At 62.9% G+C, this 15,056-nt stretch carries 17 protein-coding genes and 2 tRNA genes; 11 read left to right on the plus strand and 8 right to left on the minus strand.

The genetic code is table 11. From position 1 onward, the window contains the following. Positions 1–249: 249 nt before the first annotated feature. The 8 genes from ACXAEK_RS17775 (at position 250) to ACXAEK_RS17810 (ending at position 4,666) form a co-directional block, all read left to right on the plus strand. On the plus strand, positions 250–951 hold the full coding sequence (locus tag ACXAEK_RS17775; protein WP_475042555.1) for a lambda exonuclease family protein: 702 nt from the start codon (positions 250–252) through the stop codon (positions 949–951). Beyond that, positions 948–1,637 carry a hypothetical protein gene (locus tag ACXAEK_RS17780; RefSeq protein WP_475042553.1) on the plus strand — a complete coding sequence of 230 codons (690 nt, stop codon included), beginning with the start codon at positions 948–950 and terminating at the stop codon, positions 1,635–1,637. The genes ACXAEK_RS17775 and ACXAEK_RS17780 overlap by 4 nt, the downstream gene beginning before the upstream one ends. Next, positions 1,637–2,047 carry a hypothetical protein gene (locus ACXAEK_RS17785; protein WP_475042552.1) on the plus strand — a complete coding sequence of 137 codons (411 nt, stop codon included), beginning with the start codon at positions 1,637–1,639 and terminating at the stop codon, positions 2,045–2,047. Before ACXAEK_RS17780 ends, ACXAEK_RS17785 begins: the two co-directional genes overlap by 1 nt. Further along, positions 2,044–2,385, plus strand: a complete 342-nt coding sequence (locus tag ACXAEK_RS17790) for a hypothetical protein (protein ID WP_475042550.1) — start codon at positions 2,044–2,046, stop codon at positions 2,383–2,385. Before ACXAEK_RS17785 ends, ACXAEK_RS17790 begins: the two co-directional genes overlap by 4 nt. 141 nt (positions 2,386–2,526) lie before the next feature. After that, positions 2,527–3,207, plus strand: a complete 681-nt coding sequence (locus tag ACXAEK_RS17795; protein ID WP_475043899.1) for a hypothetical protein — start codon at positions 2,527–2,529, stop codon at positions 3,205–3,207. Next, the gene (locus ACXAEK_RS17800) at positions 3,204–3,494 is read left to right on the plus strand and encodes a hypothetical protein (RefSeq protein WP_475043901.1); all 291 of its coding nucleotides are present in this window, start codon (positions 3,204–3,206) and stop codon (positions 3,492–3,494) included. The genes ACXAEK_RS17795 and ACXAEK_RS17800 overlap by 4 nt, the downstream gene beginning before the upstream one ends. After that, positions 3,495–3,779 carry a helix-turn-helix domain-containing protein gene (locus tag ACXAEK_RS17805; protein WP_475043903.1) on the plus strand — a complete coding sequence of 95 codons (285 nt, stop codon included), beginning with the start codon at positions 3,495–3,497 and terminating at the stop codon, positions 3,777–3,779. Beyond that, positions 3,665–4,666 (plus strand): tyrosine-type recombinase/integrase, encoded by a 1,002-nt coding sequence (locus tag ACXAEK_RS17810; protein ID WP_475045303.1) that lies wholly within the window; start codon positions 3,665–3,667, stop codon positions 4,664–4,666. Before ACXAEK_RS17805 ends, ACXAEK_RS17810 begins: the two co-directional genes overlap by 115 nt. Before the next feature lie 75 nt (positions 4,667–4,741). On the opposite strand, the gene ACXAEK_RS17815 is transcribed toward ACXAEK_RS17810, so the two are convergent. The 5 genes from ACXAEK_RS17815 to ACXAEK_RS17835 form a co-directional block, all read right to left on the minus strand. Beyond that, positions 4,742–4,817 (minus strand) — tRNA-Val (locus ACXAEK_RS17815). A 75-nt stretch (positions 4,818–4,892) separates the two neighbouring features. Continuing rightward, the gene (locus tag ACXAEK_RS17820; protein ID WP_475043905.1) at positions 4,893–5,462 is read right to left on the minus strand and encodes a histidine phosphatase family protein; all 570 of its coding nucleotides are present in this window, start codon (positions 5,460–5,462) and stop codon (positions 4,893–4,895) included. 115 nt (positions 5,463–5,577) lie between these two features. Then, positions 5,578–5,652, minus strand: a tRNA-Val gene (locus ACXAEK_RS17825). A gap of 13 nt (positions 5,653–5,665) precedes the next feature. Then, positions 5,666–6,196: an HU family DNA-binding protein gene (locus tag ACXAEK_RS17830; RefSeq protein ID WP_475043907.1), complete on the minus strand. Its 531-nt coding sequence runs from the start codon at positions 6,194–6,196 to the stop codon at positions 5,666–5,668. A 148-nt stretch (positions 6,197–6,344) separates the two neighbouring features. After that, a complete protein-coding gene (locus tag ACXAEK_RS17835; protein WP_475043909.1) occupies positions 6,345–6,800 on the minus strand; it encodes an Lrp/AsnC family transcriptional regulator in 456 nt (151 codons plus the stop codon). 132 nt (positions 6,801–6,932) lie between these two features. Between ACXAEK_RS17835 and ACXAEK_RS17840 the strand changes: the two genes are divergently transcribed. Then, positions 6,933–7,988, plus strand: coding sequence for a Glu/Leu/Phe/Val family dehydrogenase (locus ACXAEK_RS17840; protein WP_475043911.1), 1,056 nt, complete (start codon positions 6,933–6,935; stop codon positions 7,986–7,988). 320 nt (positions 7,989–8,308) lie between these two features. On the opposite strand, the gene lon is transcribed toward ACXAEK_RS17840, so the two are convergent. The 3 genes from lon to tgt form a co-directional block, all read right to left on the minus strand. Beyond that, entirely contained in the window at positions 8,309–10,720 is a 2,412-nt protein-coding gene (lon, locus tag ACXAEK_RS17845; RefSeq protein ID WP_475043913.1) for an endopeptidase La, read from the minus strand. Between the two features lie 237 nt (positions 10,721–10,957). Further along, positions 10,958–12,094, minus strand: coding sequence for a Hint domain-containing protein (locus ACXAEK_RS17850; protein ID WP_475043915.1), 1,137 nt, complete (start codon positions 12,092–12,094; stop codon positions 10,958–10,960). 129 nt (positions 12,095–12,223) lie between these two features. After that, entirely contained in the window at positions 12,224–13,354 is a 1,131-nt protein-coding gene (gene tgt / locus ACXAEK_RS17855) for a tRNA guanosine(34) transglycosylase Tgt (protein WP_475043917.1), read from the minus strand. Positions 13,355–13,801: 447 nt separating this feature from the next. Between tgt and ACXAEK_RS17860 the strand changes: the two genes are divergently transcribed. Beyond that, positions 13,802–14,692, plus strand: a complete 891-nt coding sequence (locus ACXAEK_RS17860; protein WP_475043919.1) for an SPFH domain-containing protein — start codon at positions 13,802–13,804, stop codon at positions 14,690–14,692. Then, on the plus strand, positions 14,692–14,967 hold the full coding sequence (locus tag ACXAEK_RS17865; protein ID WP_475043921.1) for an NfeD family protein: 276 nt from the start codon (positions 14,692–14,694) through the stop codon (positions 14,965–14,967). Before ACXAEK_RS17860 ends, ACXAEK_RS17865 begins: the two co-directional genes overlap by 1 nt. Positions 14,968–15,056: the final 89 nt, after the last annotated feature.

Below are 15,056 nucleotides of genomic sequence, written 5' to 3' on the forward strand. Positions count from 1 at the left end.
GCAGCGCCCGCGCCGCGGCCGCCACACCGCAATGCACGTCCTCTTCTGGGCCTGCATGGCAATCGGCGCCCTTTCCATCGGTGCCCAGCTAACCGGTCACGCCGAGACGCTGCGCACCATGTGGCATCAGACACCCTGAACCTCCCCAGACGGGCGCCTCCTGTCCTACGTCCTGGCGCCCTACTCACCCCCGGCGGCTGCATTGCCGCAACTCTGCGCCGCCGGGGGTCTTTTCCAAAGAAGCGAGACATGAACCAGTTTTCACCCGTCAAGCTGCACAACGCAGAGCAAGGCAGCGATGAATGGCACCAGCTGCGCTGCGGTGTGCTGACAGCCAGCGCAGTCAAAGAGATCGTGACGCCGACCCTCAAGCTGGCGGCAAACGACAAGACCCGCGCCCTGGCCAACAAGATCGCAGTGCAGCGCATCACCGGCATCCCGGAGGAAGATCCGTTCACCTCCGAGAAGATGCTGCGCGGCCATATCGACGAGGAAGTTGCCCGCGACCTCTATGCCAAGAAATACGCCAGCGTGATCGAGGTGGGTTTCATCACCAATGACCGCTTCCCGTACTTCGGCTACTCGCCTGACGGCCTGGTCGGCGCTGACGGGCTGATCGAGGTGAAGAGCCGCGACCCGCATCTGCACATCGCCAGCATCACCGCCCGCGAGCGCGGCGAAGGCATCCCCAAGGAATACATGGCCCAGGTGCAGGCCGGCCTGCTGCTGTCCGGCCGGGACTGGTGCGACTTCATCAGCTTCTCACACGGCCTTCCGATGATGGTGCATCGCGTCGTGCCGGATCCTGACTATCAGGCGGCCATTGCCGAGGCCGCCCGCGCCTTTGAGGAGAACGTGCAGGGTATCATCGCGGAATACCGCGCCGCCACAGCGAATGCCTCTGTCTACACCCCCACTGAACGTATCGACTATGAAGGGATGATCCTGTGACCTCTATTCTGCACACCATCGCCGCCAAGTCCGACCAGCTGAACGCCGATGACTTGATCGGTGGCGACCGCACTATCCGCGTGACTGGCGTAAGGGTGAACACCTCCGAAGACCAGCCCGTCTGGATCCAGTTCGAAGGCGACAACGGCAAGCCGTTCAAGCCATGCAAGACCATGCGTCGGCTGCTGATCCGCGTCTGGGGTGACGACAGCTCCGCTTACATCGGCCGCTCCATGACGCTCTATCTCGATCCCGATGTGAAGTACGGCGGCATGAAGGTCGGCGGCATCCGCATCTCGCACCTTTCGCACATGGAGGCGCCGCAGTCGTTCTTTCTCGCCGAAACGCGGGGCAAGAAGAAGCAGCACACGGTCACGCCGCTGGCAGCACCTCAAGTGCAGCAGATGCCCGCCGAGCCGACTGCCGAGGAAATCAACGCCGTCCTGCAGGATGCTGAAAAAGCAGCGAAACACGGCAAGGCTGCTTTCACCGCCTGGTGGAACAGCGAGAAGGTCAAAGCCAACGACAACTGGGCGCGCAAAGTCGTCAACGGCCTGCTGCCCGGCACCGAGATCAAGCTCGACGCGCTGCAGAAGATGGCAGTGCAGGCCGACCTGGCCGCGGCTGAGGATGACGACGCGGTGACCGAGGATGATCCGTTCAGCACCAACGAGCAGGCCGCGTAATGGACAAGACTCCCGATATCCTGCTGATCAAAACGCCGGGCGGCCTTGAGTCCTACGGCCGGCACAGCGCGCCGATGCTGGAGGATCTGGTGCTCGGCCAGGTTCTGACGGCCAAGCCCCGCAAGGGCCGCGGCCTGCCCCGGAACTCCGCCTACTGGGCGGGCCTGCACACCGCCATAGAGCATTGCGACGTCTGGCCGACGACTGAGCGCCTGCACGCCGACCTCAAGAAATACTGCGGCTATGTCGACGAGTATTTCAGCCCTCTGACCGGGCAATGGGAGATCCGCGTGCAGTCCACAGCTTTCAGCAAGATGAACGAGAGCGAGTTCGCCCAGTACTTCCGCAAGGCGCAGCTGCGGTTCATTTCGGAGATGGGCTTTGACCCGTGGCTAAAGGTGGCGAAATGAACATCATGAACCGCGGCCCGCTTGGCCTCAAGCAGCTCAAGGCCAAACCGAACCCGGAGCATTTACGCAAAGTACGCGCCCTACCCTGCTGTATTTGCGAAGCTTTCGGGTTCACTCAGCTTTCGCCGACCACAGCCCATCACCCGATCTGCGAGCGCCACGGCAACGAGCGCGTACCGGATCACGAAGCCATCCCGCTGTGCGACGGCCACCACCAGGGCGACTTTGACACAACCAAGATCGCCATCCACCGCGACCGCGCGCTCTGGGTCGAATGGTACGGCTCAGACCGCGACTGGATCGCCGCCACCCAGGATCGCATCAACGCTGCGCCCTGACAGCAACCGGGCACCCGAACCAGCATGAAGCAGCCGCACCCCGCGGGCTGCCAGAAACCCGCCAAACCTGGTTCACTCCCTTATGCAAACACCCGCCCGGTTGCTTTCAAGACGCAGTTTAAACCCTTGGAGAAAAGACCTTTGAGCCAAATTGCAGCCCTATATGTCCAAACCGGCGGCAGCTACTTCAATTTGCCTGACGTTCAGCCGTGGGACCAAGAAGAAGACGCGCGCATGTACGGCGGCCCGTTCCCCGTCGTGGCGCATCCCCCTTGCCAGCGCTGGGGGAAGATGTGGAAAGGCCAGCCCGGCAACATCAAGCGCGGGCACGTTGAGCGCAAAGGCGACGATGGCGGCTGTTTTAAATCGGCCCTGTTTGACGTGCGCCGGTTCGGCGGCGTTTTGGAGCACCCTGAACACAGCCACGCATGGGCTCATTTCGGCCTCACCAAACCACCGCGCAAAGGCGGCTGGGTGAAAGCAGACGAACACGGCGGCTGGGCCTGCCGCGTTGAGCAGGGCCAGTACGGGCACTTTTGCCCGAAACCCACATGGCTGTATGCGGTTGGCATCGACCCTCTGCCCGAACTGCGCTGGGGCGTTAACCCGGTCAGAGACGAGGACTTCCCGGCGTGGGCCGTGGAGCGTCACGGGATCGAATACTGCCGCAAAGCTGGCCTCATGGCTTTCAAGGGTGGCGGCAAAGACAGCACCCCACGCATCGCCACCCCGCCAGAGTTCAGGAACCTTCTGATCCAAATGGCGCGTTCGGCCAATTCCACCCCCGGCCCGACCCCCAAGCACGCAGAGGTTTACGCATGATCGAACTCCTCGCAGGCATCGCCATAGGCGCGAGCAGCGTGATCGCCCTCGCATCCTGGCCTCGCCACAAACGCACTGTACCGCCGGTGCCCACCACACCGACCCGCGCCCAGCTGGAGGCAGCAATCCGCATTGCGCAGACGAACCTGCGCATCCTCGAAAGTCGGAACCAGTTCGACCCATCGGGCGCCAGGCAGGCCGGAAAGGCCCTGGAGCGCATGGAGCAAGCCCTGGCCGTGCCCGCTTCGGCAGAAGATCAAAACGCCGCACTACAGGAGGTGAAATAGATGGAGCAAGCCCGCCCATTCTCTGCGGACACCCTGGCCGAACGCTGGGGCTGCTCCGCCGAAAGCGTGCGCGAACTGGCACGCAACCAAAAGATCCGTTATTTCCGCGTCGGGAAAATGTACCGCTTCCCCCAATCCGCAGTTGAGGAATTCGAATGCCAGACATCAACATCGGACGCCTCCGCGGCGGCCTCTGCGTCTACTGGGACGACCCTGAAACTGGAAAACGAAAGCGGTATCAGCTTGCGGCACGCTCGAGAAAGGAAGCGGAAGCCGAGGCAGTAGATGTTTTCCGGCGTGAGACCTTTAAGTCCATGCCCCGGGGCGCAACAGTGCAGCAGATCTGGGACGCCTATGTTACAGACTTGGGGGAAAAGCCCACGGCGAAAACGATGGGCTACACGGGCAAGGCTATCCTCCCCCACTTCGGCCCCTTCCTGCCGCAGGATATCGACAAGCCGCTTTGCCAGGCCTACCAACGCGAGCGCCTTGCAGCTGGGAAAAAACAGGGAACGATCTGGACCGAGCTGGGGCATCTCCAGAGCGCGCTGAATTTCGGGAAGAAAGCTCGCATGTTCGAGGGCGCCACTCCCCACATCTGGCGGCCGGCCAAGCCCGACAGCGATAAGCAAATCCTGAACACCAAGGAAATCCGCGCGCTGATCAGCGCGGCGCATGACCCGCATATTCGCCTCGCCTTGATCCTGCTACTGGGCACTGCGGCCCGCGTCGGCGCGGTCCTTGACCTCACTTGGGACCGGATCGACCTGGAGCGCGGTGTGATCAACCTCCGCAAAGAGGACGGCGCCACCAGAAAAGGCCGCGCGGTTGTCCCAATGAACGCCAGCGCCCGCGCAGCGCTGCAGACCGCGAGCGATGCCGCGCTGAGCGATTATGTGATCGAGTATGCCGGCGGCCCGGTTAAGAGCATCCGTAAGGGCGTGTCCAATGCTATCGAGCGCGCGGGCATCGGCCACGTCACTATTCACGAGCTGCGGCACACAGCTGCTGTCCACCTGCTAGGCGCGGGCATCCCGATTGAAAAGGTTTCGCAATACCTGGGCCACAGCAATGTGCAGATCACGTTCAAAACCTACGCCCAATTCCTGCCTGATCAGATGCAGGACGCGGCCGAGGTGCTGGATTTCATGAACTTCAGGAAAGCAAACTAGGTTCATGGAACCGCTGCGCGCTTCGCAGATCCGCAGTCGGCAGAGCATCAAGCCTAATGATTTCAGGGAGTTGAATGGTGGGTCGTGAGAGGCTCGAACTCCCGACATCTTCGGTGTAAACGAAGCGCTCTACCAACTGAGCTAACGACCCGATGAGCGGGGATTTAGACAAAGCCGCCGGGCAGCGCAAGAGGAAAATCAGAAATTTTTTTCCGCCGCGCCCAGCTCATTCCAAAACAGTTTCCACTCCGTTTTCCAGCACGTACACGCAGCCCTGCCCGTTCGGCAGCGCCGCCATACGGTCCCGGCTCAGCCCGCAGACGATGCCGCGCATCACCTGCCCCAGCAGCCCATGCGCCACCACCACCGACGGGCCGCTCAGCGATTGCATGAACTCCAGAATGCGGCCATGGAAACTGGTATAGCCTTCGCCGCCCGGCGCTTCGCAGAACAGATCCAGATTGCGCGGGTTGGCGCCATGGATCTGCGGGTACTTTGCCGCCACCTCCTCCAGGGTCATGCCCTGAAAGTCGCCTGCATAAGCCTCAGCCAGGCGCGGGTCGGTCGCAAAAGGCGCGCCGCCCAGCGCGATATCGGCGGTCTGCTGCGCCCGTCCCAGCGGCGAGGCAAAACAGGCAGGCCGCTGCGCCATAACCGGCGCCATCAGCTCTGCCTGGCGCCGGGCGTGTTCGATCCCCAGCGCCGACAGCGGTGATTCCAGCTGCCCCTGAATGCGGTGTTCAGCATTCCATTCGGTCTGCCCATGCCGCAGCAGCCAGATTTTCGGAAATTGCATCAGATGCCCCCTGCCCGGTTCCTCAGGCAAAGTGGTAACGGCACCAGCCGCACAGCGGAACCCCGGAAAAAAGAAAAGGCGCTCAACCTGTTCAGGGAGCGCCTTTCCACAATGATGGTGGGTGATAAGAGATTTGAACTCCTGACATCTTCGATGTGAACGAAGCGCTCTACCACTGAGCTAATCACCCGTGAGGCAGGCTTTTAACTGTCAGCCGCAGCCTCTGCAAGAGGGTCATTGGAAGATTTTTCGCCCTCCCCGGCATTTTCTTTGGCGGCTTCCGGCGCCGCCGCGGGCTGACGCAGCTTGCAGACATAGACTGTACCGTTGCTGCGCTCCTGGCTGCGGTTGATGCGCATCTTCCCGAAGGGCTTCAGGTTCAGCTCCCGGCCCTCAGCCACGGCCTCCCCCAGCGCGGCCAGTACCGCTTCCACCACCGGCTTGGCGTCCTTCTTCTTAACACCGCTGCGCTCCACGGCCATTTCAATCAGTTCTTTCTTGGCCAGCTCAGGGGCAGACACCACTGGCGCCGCTGCGGCAACAACCACCGGCGCCGGCGCCGCAGCTGCGGTCTCAGGCGCCTTTTGCACCGGGGTTTTCCTAGACTGCGGCTTGGCAGCTGCCGCAGCTGCGGGTTTTGCTCCCGCGCTCAATGTGCCCGTCTTGCGGCTGGTTGCCTTGCGCGCCCCGGTTTTGCGCGCAGCCGTGCTGCTCTTGCTGGTTGCTCGTGCCATCTTATGCCCCATTCCACCTGTTATTGCGCCCGGCGCCTGCCCCTTGATCCGCCCCTGAAGAAAGCCGGGCGGCGGGCGGACGGGCTTGTCCTGTTCACAGAGGATAGCACAAAACCTCCGCCGCCGTGAACCGGTTAGGATCCTGATCCTAGCAATCCGGCAGCGCCTCGCGCCGGATCATGGTCCGCAGGGTAAAGCTGGACCGTGTGTTGCGGATGCCCGGAACCCGCATCAGCCGGTCCTCCAGAAAGCGGTCGAAATCCGGCAGATCCTCGGCCACCACCCGCAGCAGGATGTCCCGTGTGCCGGTCATCAGATAGCATTCCATCACCTGGTCGAACTTGCGCACTGCCGCTTCAAACGCCTGCAGCGCCTCGGCCGACTGCCGCTCCAGCTCCACCGCGACAAAGATTGTCACCGGCAGCCCCAGCTTGGCCTGATCCACCCGCGCCGAATAGCCGCTGATCACGCCGCTGTCCTCCAGGTTCGCCACCCGCCGGGCGCAGGGGGTGGGCGACAGGCCGACCATCTCCGACAGTTCGGAAATCTTCAGCCGGCCGTTGCGCTGCAGCGCGGCCACAATCTTGCGGTCAATCGAATCCATGGCGATTACCTCTACTTGTTCGCCAAACTTTAGAGTTTTTCGCCAAATCATACAATTTCACCTCCGGTTTTTAGTGAAAATCCGCGCCGCCGGGCCAGTATCCTGAATGAAGGCTGAGGAGGAACATTCCCAATGACAGTGACGGCCGTCGCATCAGACACCCACGAAGAGATTTACCGCGTCGAGGAGCCATCCGCTGGCCTCCTGGGCTTTATCGCCGTGCATTCCACCCGGCTGGGCCCGGCAGCCGGAGGCCTGCGCATGCGCCCCTACGCCAGCGAGGACGAAGCCCTGACCGACGTCAAACGCCTCAGCGAAGGCATGACCTACAAGAACGCGGCGGCTGGGCTGACGCTCGGCGGTGGCAAGGCGGTGATCATCGGCGATCCGGCCAAGGACAAGTCGCCAGAGCTGCTGCGCACCTTTGCCCGCGCCATCGAAGGGCTGGACGGCCGCTATTTCACAGCCGAAGACATGGGCATGAGCCCGGCCGACATGGGCATCCTGGCCGAGGAAACCCGGTTCGTGGCCGGCCTCGCGGATGGTGAGTTCGCCAGCGGCGACCCCTCGCCAGTCACTGCGCGCGGCATCTTCAACGCAATCCGAACCGCCCGCGCCCACAAGCATGGCAGCCGCGAACTGGACCGCGTCACCGTGTCGGTTCAGGGCCTGGGGCACGTGGGCTGGTATCTCTGCCAGTTCCTGCACGAGGCCGGCGCCAAGCTGGTGGTCACCGACATCGACGCGGCCCGTGTCGAACAGGCAGTTGCCGAATTCGGTGCCAAGGCAGTGCCCCTGGAAGGGATCTACAGCGCCGAGGCAGACGTTTTTGCTCCCTGCGCCATCGGCGGCATCCTGAACACCCGCACCATCCCGCAGCTGAAGGCGGATATCGTCGCGGGCGGCGCCAACAACCAGCTGGCCACGGCCGGGGACGGCGCGGCGCTGCACGCCCGCGGCATTCTTTACGCGCCCGATTTCGTGGCCAACGGCGGCGGCATCATCAACGTCGCGACCGAGATCCAGAAGATCAAGGACCGTGAGGGCTTCGTCGCCAAGAAGCTGCAAGCGCTGGATGAAACCATGGCGGCGATCCTGACCCAGGCCCAGGCGGCGGATGTCAGCCCGGCAGAAGTTGCGGTTGCCACGGTGCAGGCCAAGATGGCCGGTGCCAGCAAGGCCGCCTGACCCCATTATCAGAAGGGCTGCGGGGAACTCCCGCACCCGCAGGACGCTTGGCCTGCGGCCGGGCATCCTCCGGATTTTGGGCCCGGCGGCCTGCCCCCTCCGGGGCAGGCCGCGCGCCGCACCGCAGGTGCGGCGCCATGCCCAACCGCAGCGGCGGCGCGAAAGCGCAGCCAGATGCGGGCGGGAGGGCCTGCGGCAAAGCCGCCCCGGCACCAAGGAACACACGCCCCGGCAAGAAGGGCCGGAACGGAAGAGGGCACTAAAAAAGGGCGCCCCCTTTGGGCCGCCCTTTTCCTTTGCCTGCTGACAGGATCAGCGGATCAGTGCGCGGTGGCGCCTGCCCCCTCGCCGGAGCCTTTCAGCGCCGCCTTGGCAGCTGCGGCTTCCTCTGCTTCCTCATCCCATTCAATGGGTTCGGGTTTGGAGACCAGCGCATGCTCTAGAACCTCGGACACATGGCTGACAGGGATGATTTCCAGCCCCTCCTTCACGTTGTCCGGGATATCGGGCAGGTCTTTCTCGTTCTCCTGCGGGATCAGCACCGTCTTGATACCGCCGCGCAGCGCCGCCAGCAGCTTTTCCTTCAGGCCGCCGATCGCCAGCGCATTGCCGCGCAGGGTCACCTCGCCGGTCATCGCAATGTCCTTGCGCACCGGGATCTGGGTCAGCACAGAGACAATCGACGTCACCATCGCCAGACCGGCTGAGGGGCCGTCCTTGGGCGTGGCGCCTTCCGGCACGTGCACGTGGATATCCCAATTGTCGAACCGCGGCGGCTTGATACCCAGTTTCGGCGACACCGATCGCACATAGCTGGACGCCGCCTCAATCGACTCCTTCATCACGTCGCCCAGCTTGCCGGTGGTCTTCATCCGGCCCTTGCCCGGCAGCCGCAGCGCCTCGATCGACAACAGCTCACCACCCACAGACGTATAGGCCAGCCCGGTCACCACACCGACCTGATCTTCCTTCTCGGCCAGACCAAAGCGGAACTTCGGCACACCCAGGAAATCATCAAGGTTCTCCGCCGTGACAGTGACGCTGTCGGTCTCTTTCTTGACGATCTTGGTCAACGACTTGCGCGCCACCTTGGCGATTTCGCGCTCCAGGTTCCGCACGCCCGCCTCGCGGGTGTAGGTGCGGATCATCTCGGTCACCGCATCCTCGGTCAGCTCAAACTCCTTGGCCTTCAGGCCGTGGTTCTTCACCTGCTTGGAGATCAGGTGCTGCTTGGCGATCTCGCGCTTTTCGTCCTCGGTGTAGCCCGACAGCGGAATGATCTCCATCCGGTCCAAGAGCGGCCCGGGCATGTTGTAGCTGTTCGAGGTGGTCAGGAACATCACGTTCGAGAGGTCATACTCGACCTCCAGATAGTGATCCATGAAGGTGTTGTTCTGTTCCGGATCCAGCACCTCCAGCATGGCGCTCGCCGGGTCGCCGCGGAAATCCTGCCCCATCTTGTCGATTTCATCGAGCAGGATCAGCGGGTTGGTGGTCTTGGCCTTCTTCAGCGCCTGGATGATCTTGCCGGGCATCGAGCCGATATAGGTGCGGCGGTGGCCGCGGATCTCGGACTCGTCGCGCACGCCGCCCAAGCTGATGCGGATGAACTCGCGGCCCGTCGCCTTGGCAACCGATTTGCCCAAGCTGGTCTTACCCACGCCCGGAGGCCCGACGAGGCACAGGATCGGCCCCTTCAGCTTAACCGAGCGCTGCTGCACCGCCAGATATTCAACGATCCGCTCCTTGACCTTCTCCAGGCCATAGTGATCCGCATCCAGGATATCCTGCGCCTTGTTCAGGTCTTTCTTGACGCGGGACTTGTTGCCCCACGGGATCGACAGGATCCAGTCGAGGTAGTTGCGCACCACAGTCGCCTCGGCGGACATCGGCGACATGTTCTTGAGCTTCTTCAGCTCCGCATCCGCCTTCTCGCGCGCCTCTTTCGACAGTTTGGTGGCGGCGATCTTCTCTTCCAGCTCGGCGATTTCGCCGGCCCCTTCCTCGCCGTCGCCCAGCTCCTTCTGAATGGCCTTCATCTGCTCATTCAGATAATACTCGCGCTGGGTCTTCTCCATCTGGGATTTGACGCGGGTCTTGATCTTCTTCTCGACCTGCAGGACCGACATTTCGCCCTGCATCAGGCCATAGACCTTCTCCAGCCGCTCGCTTACGGAAAGCGTCTCCAGCAGTTCCTGCTTGCGGTCGACCTCAATACCCAGATGGCCTGCCACCAGGTCGGCCAGCTTGGCCGGCTCGGCGGTCTCGCCCACGGCAGACAGCGCCTCTTCGGGGATGTTCTTGCGGACCTTGGCGTAACGCTCGAACTCGTCGCCCACTGTGCGCACCAGCGCCTCTGTGGTGGTGACGTCGCCCGGCATCTCGGCCAGTTCCTCGGCCTTGGCCTCGAAGAAGCTGTCGTTCTCCAGGAACTCGGTGATCTTAACCCGGGTCTGGCCCTCGACCAGCACCTTGACGGTGCCATCAGGCAGCTTCAGCAGCTGCAGCACATTGGCCAGCACACCCACGGTGTAGATGCTATCTGTTTCGGGATCGTCCTCGGAGGGGTCTATCTGGCTGGACAGCAGAATCTGCTTGTCGTCGGCCATCACCTCTTCCAGGGCGCGCACCGATTTTTCCCGGCCCACGAACAGCGGCACGATCATGTGGGGGAAGACCACGATGTCGCGCAGCGGCAGGACTGGGTAGGAGGAATTGAGTGGCTCTTGCATACTCGGTCCTTTGGTTTGGCAAGACGGCCCGGCCCCGGTATCCGGCAGCTTTGGCCCGTCTCCTCATTGGAGGTCTTTACTTGGTGCAGCGGCCGGGGATTTTCAACCGGCCGCCTTCAAGGCTGGGGGACACCTTGCCCGCAGCTGTCCCGGATCACAAGGCACGAATGAGGTAAAGATTTGGTGCTTGGTTCCTAAATTTTCTCCTGTTTGCTGCATCGCCCGGGACCACCAGCCCTATAGTGCCTGCAACCGGGCCAGCAGCGGGTGCCGGTTCTTGCCGTGCCGCTGGACCAGGCGGCGCAGCCGCGCCTGCTTTGCGGGCATCATCCGCGCCCCCGGCAGCAGGCCCTGCTGGGCTGCCCTGACCCTGTCCGGCAGCAGCGCAGCAATGGCCCGGCGCGACCCGGGCGTCAGCCCCTCCAGGCTTTGCCGCCCCAGATACAGGCTCTCGCAGGGGGCACCATGCGCCCGGACAATCTGATGTTCCGCACAGAGAAAATGATAATAATGCACGCCCAGGGATGGCCGGACCTGCGTGATTCCGGGCAGCCCGGCTGCGCGCAGGCAAGGCACCAGCACCTCCCGCTCACCGAACATCCGGGCGGCAACCGGCGAGGTCAGCAGCAGCCGGTGCTGCGGCGACAGGATCAGGTCGCGTTCCGGGTATCCTTCGCCCAGCGCACCGGCGGCGATCCGCACCGGGCACAGATGCGGCTGCCGCGCCAGAAACGCCGCGCTCAGCCGGTTGCGCCCGGTCCAGACAACCTCCTGCAGGCCGTTGTCCAGGGTTTCCACCCGGTCGCCGGCCCGCAACCGTTCCACAGGCAGCTCTCCCCGGGCCGTCCGGATCAGGGTCCCGGCTGCAAAACAGGGCACAAAGCTCTGCCCGTCGCTGGCCGAAGCGTCCTGCGATGTCCCGAAGCTCGATATCGAATTGATGGTGATCGAGGAGATCGGGTAATCGTCCAGATCATTGGCACCCAGCCCGGCATCATCGTCGATCATCACCATGAAGACATCGCCGGTTTCGGTCTGCACGATGCCGCCAACGCCAGAATAATCCGGCACGCCGTCAGTCAGAAAGTCCACCGTCACATCGACGTTGAAAACCGCATCATATTGCGTCGTGACCAGCCCGGACCCCAGATCATAGGTGATGGTTTCGGGGCTGGCAGTATCATTGCCCTCAATGGCGCCATCGGAATCATTGTCGGTCGCGGTCACATCCACGATATGGTTGGAGGCCGCATCCCCGGCCCCGTAATAACTGCCCAGCAGCGCGGCCTGGTTCTCGGCACTGCCATTACCGTCAACCGTGTCCAGTTCAGCAAGGTTTCCTAGGTAAACCATGCTCATGGTGTAACCGGCCATAAATCAAACTCTCAAACAAATTGGATCCGGTTCACCTCAACACAGAAGTCTTTAGGGCCGATTACCTCATTGCGGGTGCAGCGGCGCCAAACCGCCTGCCCCTGCTGAATTTGATTTAAATTGCTGCGACTACAATCGCTCAATATCGCCTTGCGCGCGGGTGTCGTGGAAATCTCTCTGCCAGGCCTCAAACGTGCCGGCAGCAATAGCCTCCCGCATTCCTGCCATGATCTCCTGGAAGTAATGCAGGTTGTGCCAGGTCAGCAGCATTCCCGAAATCATCTCGTTGGAACGGAACACATGGTGCAGATAGGCACGCGAATAGTTCGAGCACGCTGGGCAGCTGCACTGCTCATCCAGCGGCCGCGGGTCGTCCTGATGGCGGGCGTTCTTGATGTTCACCACACCATAGCGGGTGAACGCCTGCCCTGTGCGGCCCGAGCGCGACGGCAGCACGCAGTCCATCATGTCGATACCGCGCGCAACCGCGCCGACGATGTCGTCAGGCTTGCCCACCCCCATCAGATAGCGCGGCTTATCCTCGGGCAGGAACCCAGGGGCGTAATCCAGGCAGCCGAACATCGCCTCCTGCCCCTCGCCCACGGCCAGGCCGCCCACCGCGTAGCCCTCAAATCCGATCTTCTTCAGCGCCTCGGCGCTTTCCTCGCGCAGATCCGGCTCCAGCCCGCCCTGCATGATACCGAACAGCGCATGGCCCGGACGGTCGCCAAAGGCCTCGCGGCTCCGCTCCGCCCAGCGCATCGACAGGCGCATCAACTCGGCGATCCGGTCGCGGTCCGCAGGCAGCGCCGGGCATTCGTCGAAACACATCACGATGTCCGATCCCAAAAGGCGCTGGATCTCCATCGAGCGTTCCGGCGTCAGCTCATGCTTGGAGCCATCCACATGGGATTTGAATGTCACGCCCTTCTCGGTCAGCTTCCTGAGACCCGCCAGCGACATCACCTGAAAGCCGCCGCTGTCGGTCAGGATCGGGCGCTCCCAGTTCATGAACTTGTGCAAGCCCCCCAGACGGTCGATCCGCTCTGCCGTCGGGCGCAGCATCAGGTGGTAGGTATTGCCCAGCAGGATATCGGCGCCGGTCGCGCGCACGCTTTCCGGCATCATTGCCTTGACAGTTGCGGCAGTGCCAACCGGCATGAAGGCAGGCGTGCGGATCCCGCCGCGCGGGGTATTGATAACACCCGTGCGCGCCTTGCCATCGGTTGCCTTCAGTTCAAAGTTGAAAAGCTCTGCCATCTCGTATTCCTGCCGTTACACTCAAACCGGCATCCCGGTGATTCACCCCTAATGCCAAGGAGCCAAGCCCATGTCCACAGCAGACCAGCCGCCGCAAATGCAGCTCGGGCGGGAGGAATGGGCCGCCAGGCGCTGACTGAGAATGTGACCGTAGTGCCCGGCGAACGTTTCTGCCAGCCAGAGCTGGATAACTCCATCTATGCCTCCGCCAGCAGCTGAATCCGCCCGCGGATCTGATCCAGGGGGCTTGCCAGGCCGCGCCGGCAGGCGCCATACATATCTTGAAAATGGCGCCGCAAAACCCCACTTGTATACCATTGCACACAATAGGGCACATCATTGAACAAGGCCAAGACATCCGGCGCAGAGCCCCTGCCCGGAGGACCGTCTGATCCGCTGGCGCCCGCCGCCCCTGCACCTCCTGCTGACCAACCAAAGGAATTTTATATGACCGAAGACCTGCTCCTCGACCTTTTGTCCGGCAACCTGCTGTATCTGCTGGGCGCCGTGCTGCTGGTTATCATTGTCCTCAAGGGCATCAAGATCGTACCGCAGTCGGAAAAATATGTGGTCGAGCGCTTTGGCCGCCTGCATTCGGTGCTGGGGCCTGGCATCAACTTCATCGTGCCCTTCCTGGACGTGGCCCGCCACAAGATCTCGATCCTGGAACGCCAGCTGCCCAATGCCACCCAGGACGCGATCACCAAGGACAACGTGCTGGTGCAGATAGACACTTCGGTGTTCTACCGCATCCTGGAACCGGAAAAGACCGTCTACCGGATCCGCGACGTGGACGGCGCCATTGCCACCACCGTGGCCGGCATCGTGCGCGCCGAGATCGGCAAGATGGACCTGGACGAGGTGCAGTCGAACCGCGCCCAGCTGATCACCCGCATTCAGGAAGCGGTTGAGACCGCGGTGGATGACTGGGGCATCGAAGTGACCCGCGCCGAGATCCTCGACGTGAACCTGGACCAGGCCACCCGCGACGCGATGCTGCAGCAGCTCAATGCCGAACGCGCCCGCCGGGCGGAGGTCACCAAGGCAGAGGGCCAGAAACGCGCCGTCGAACTGCAGGCCGACGCAGAGCTTTACGCGGCTGAACAGACCGCCAAGGCCCGCCGCATCCAGGCCGAGGCTGAGGCCTATGCCACCCAGGTGGTGGCCAAGGCAATTGCCGAAAACGGTCTTGAGGCGGCGCAGTATCAGGTGGCGCTGAAACAGGTGGAATCGCTCAATGCGCTCGGCAACGGTGACGGCAAGCAGACCATCGTGGTCCCCGCCCACGCGCTGGAAGCCTTTGGCAACGCCTTCAACCTGCTGAAAGGAGGCAAGTGATGGACGCTCCTTTCTGGGCCTTGTGGTGGGTCTGGGGCGCCGGGGCACTGGCGCTGGCCATCCTCGAGGTGCTGGCGCCGGGCTTTGTCTTCCTTGGCTTTGCCATCGGTGCCGCAGTGGTGGCGCTGCTGCTGCTGGCCGGTGCCGGCCTCAGCCTGCCGCCGCTTCTGCTGATCTTCGCCGCCCTGTCGCTGGCGGCCTGGCTGGTGATGCGCAAGCTCTTCGCCCTGCCCAAGGGCCAGGTGAAAACCTTCAACCACGACATCAACGATTGACCCTGCAACGGAGCCCTTCCGGGCTCCGGCCCGCCTCGCGCGCAAGGCGGTTCATGCGCTTCCTTGGCCGGACGCTGGGGCAAAGGGAA

This window comes from Leisingera sp. ABM4_101, assembly GCF_056158725.1.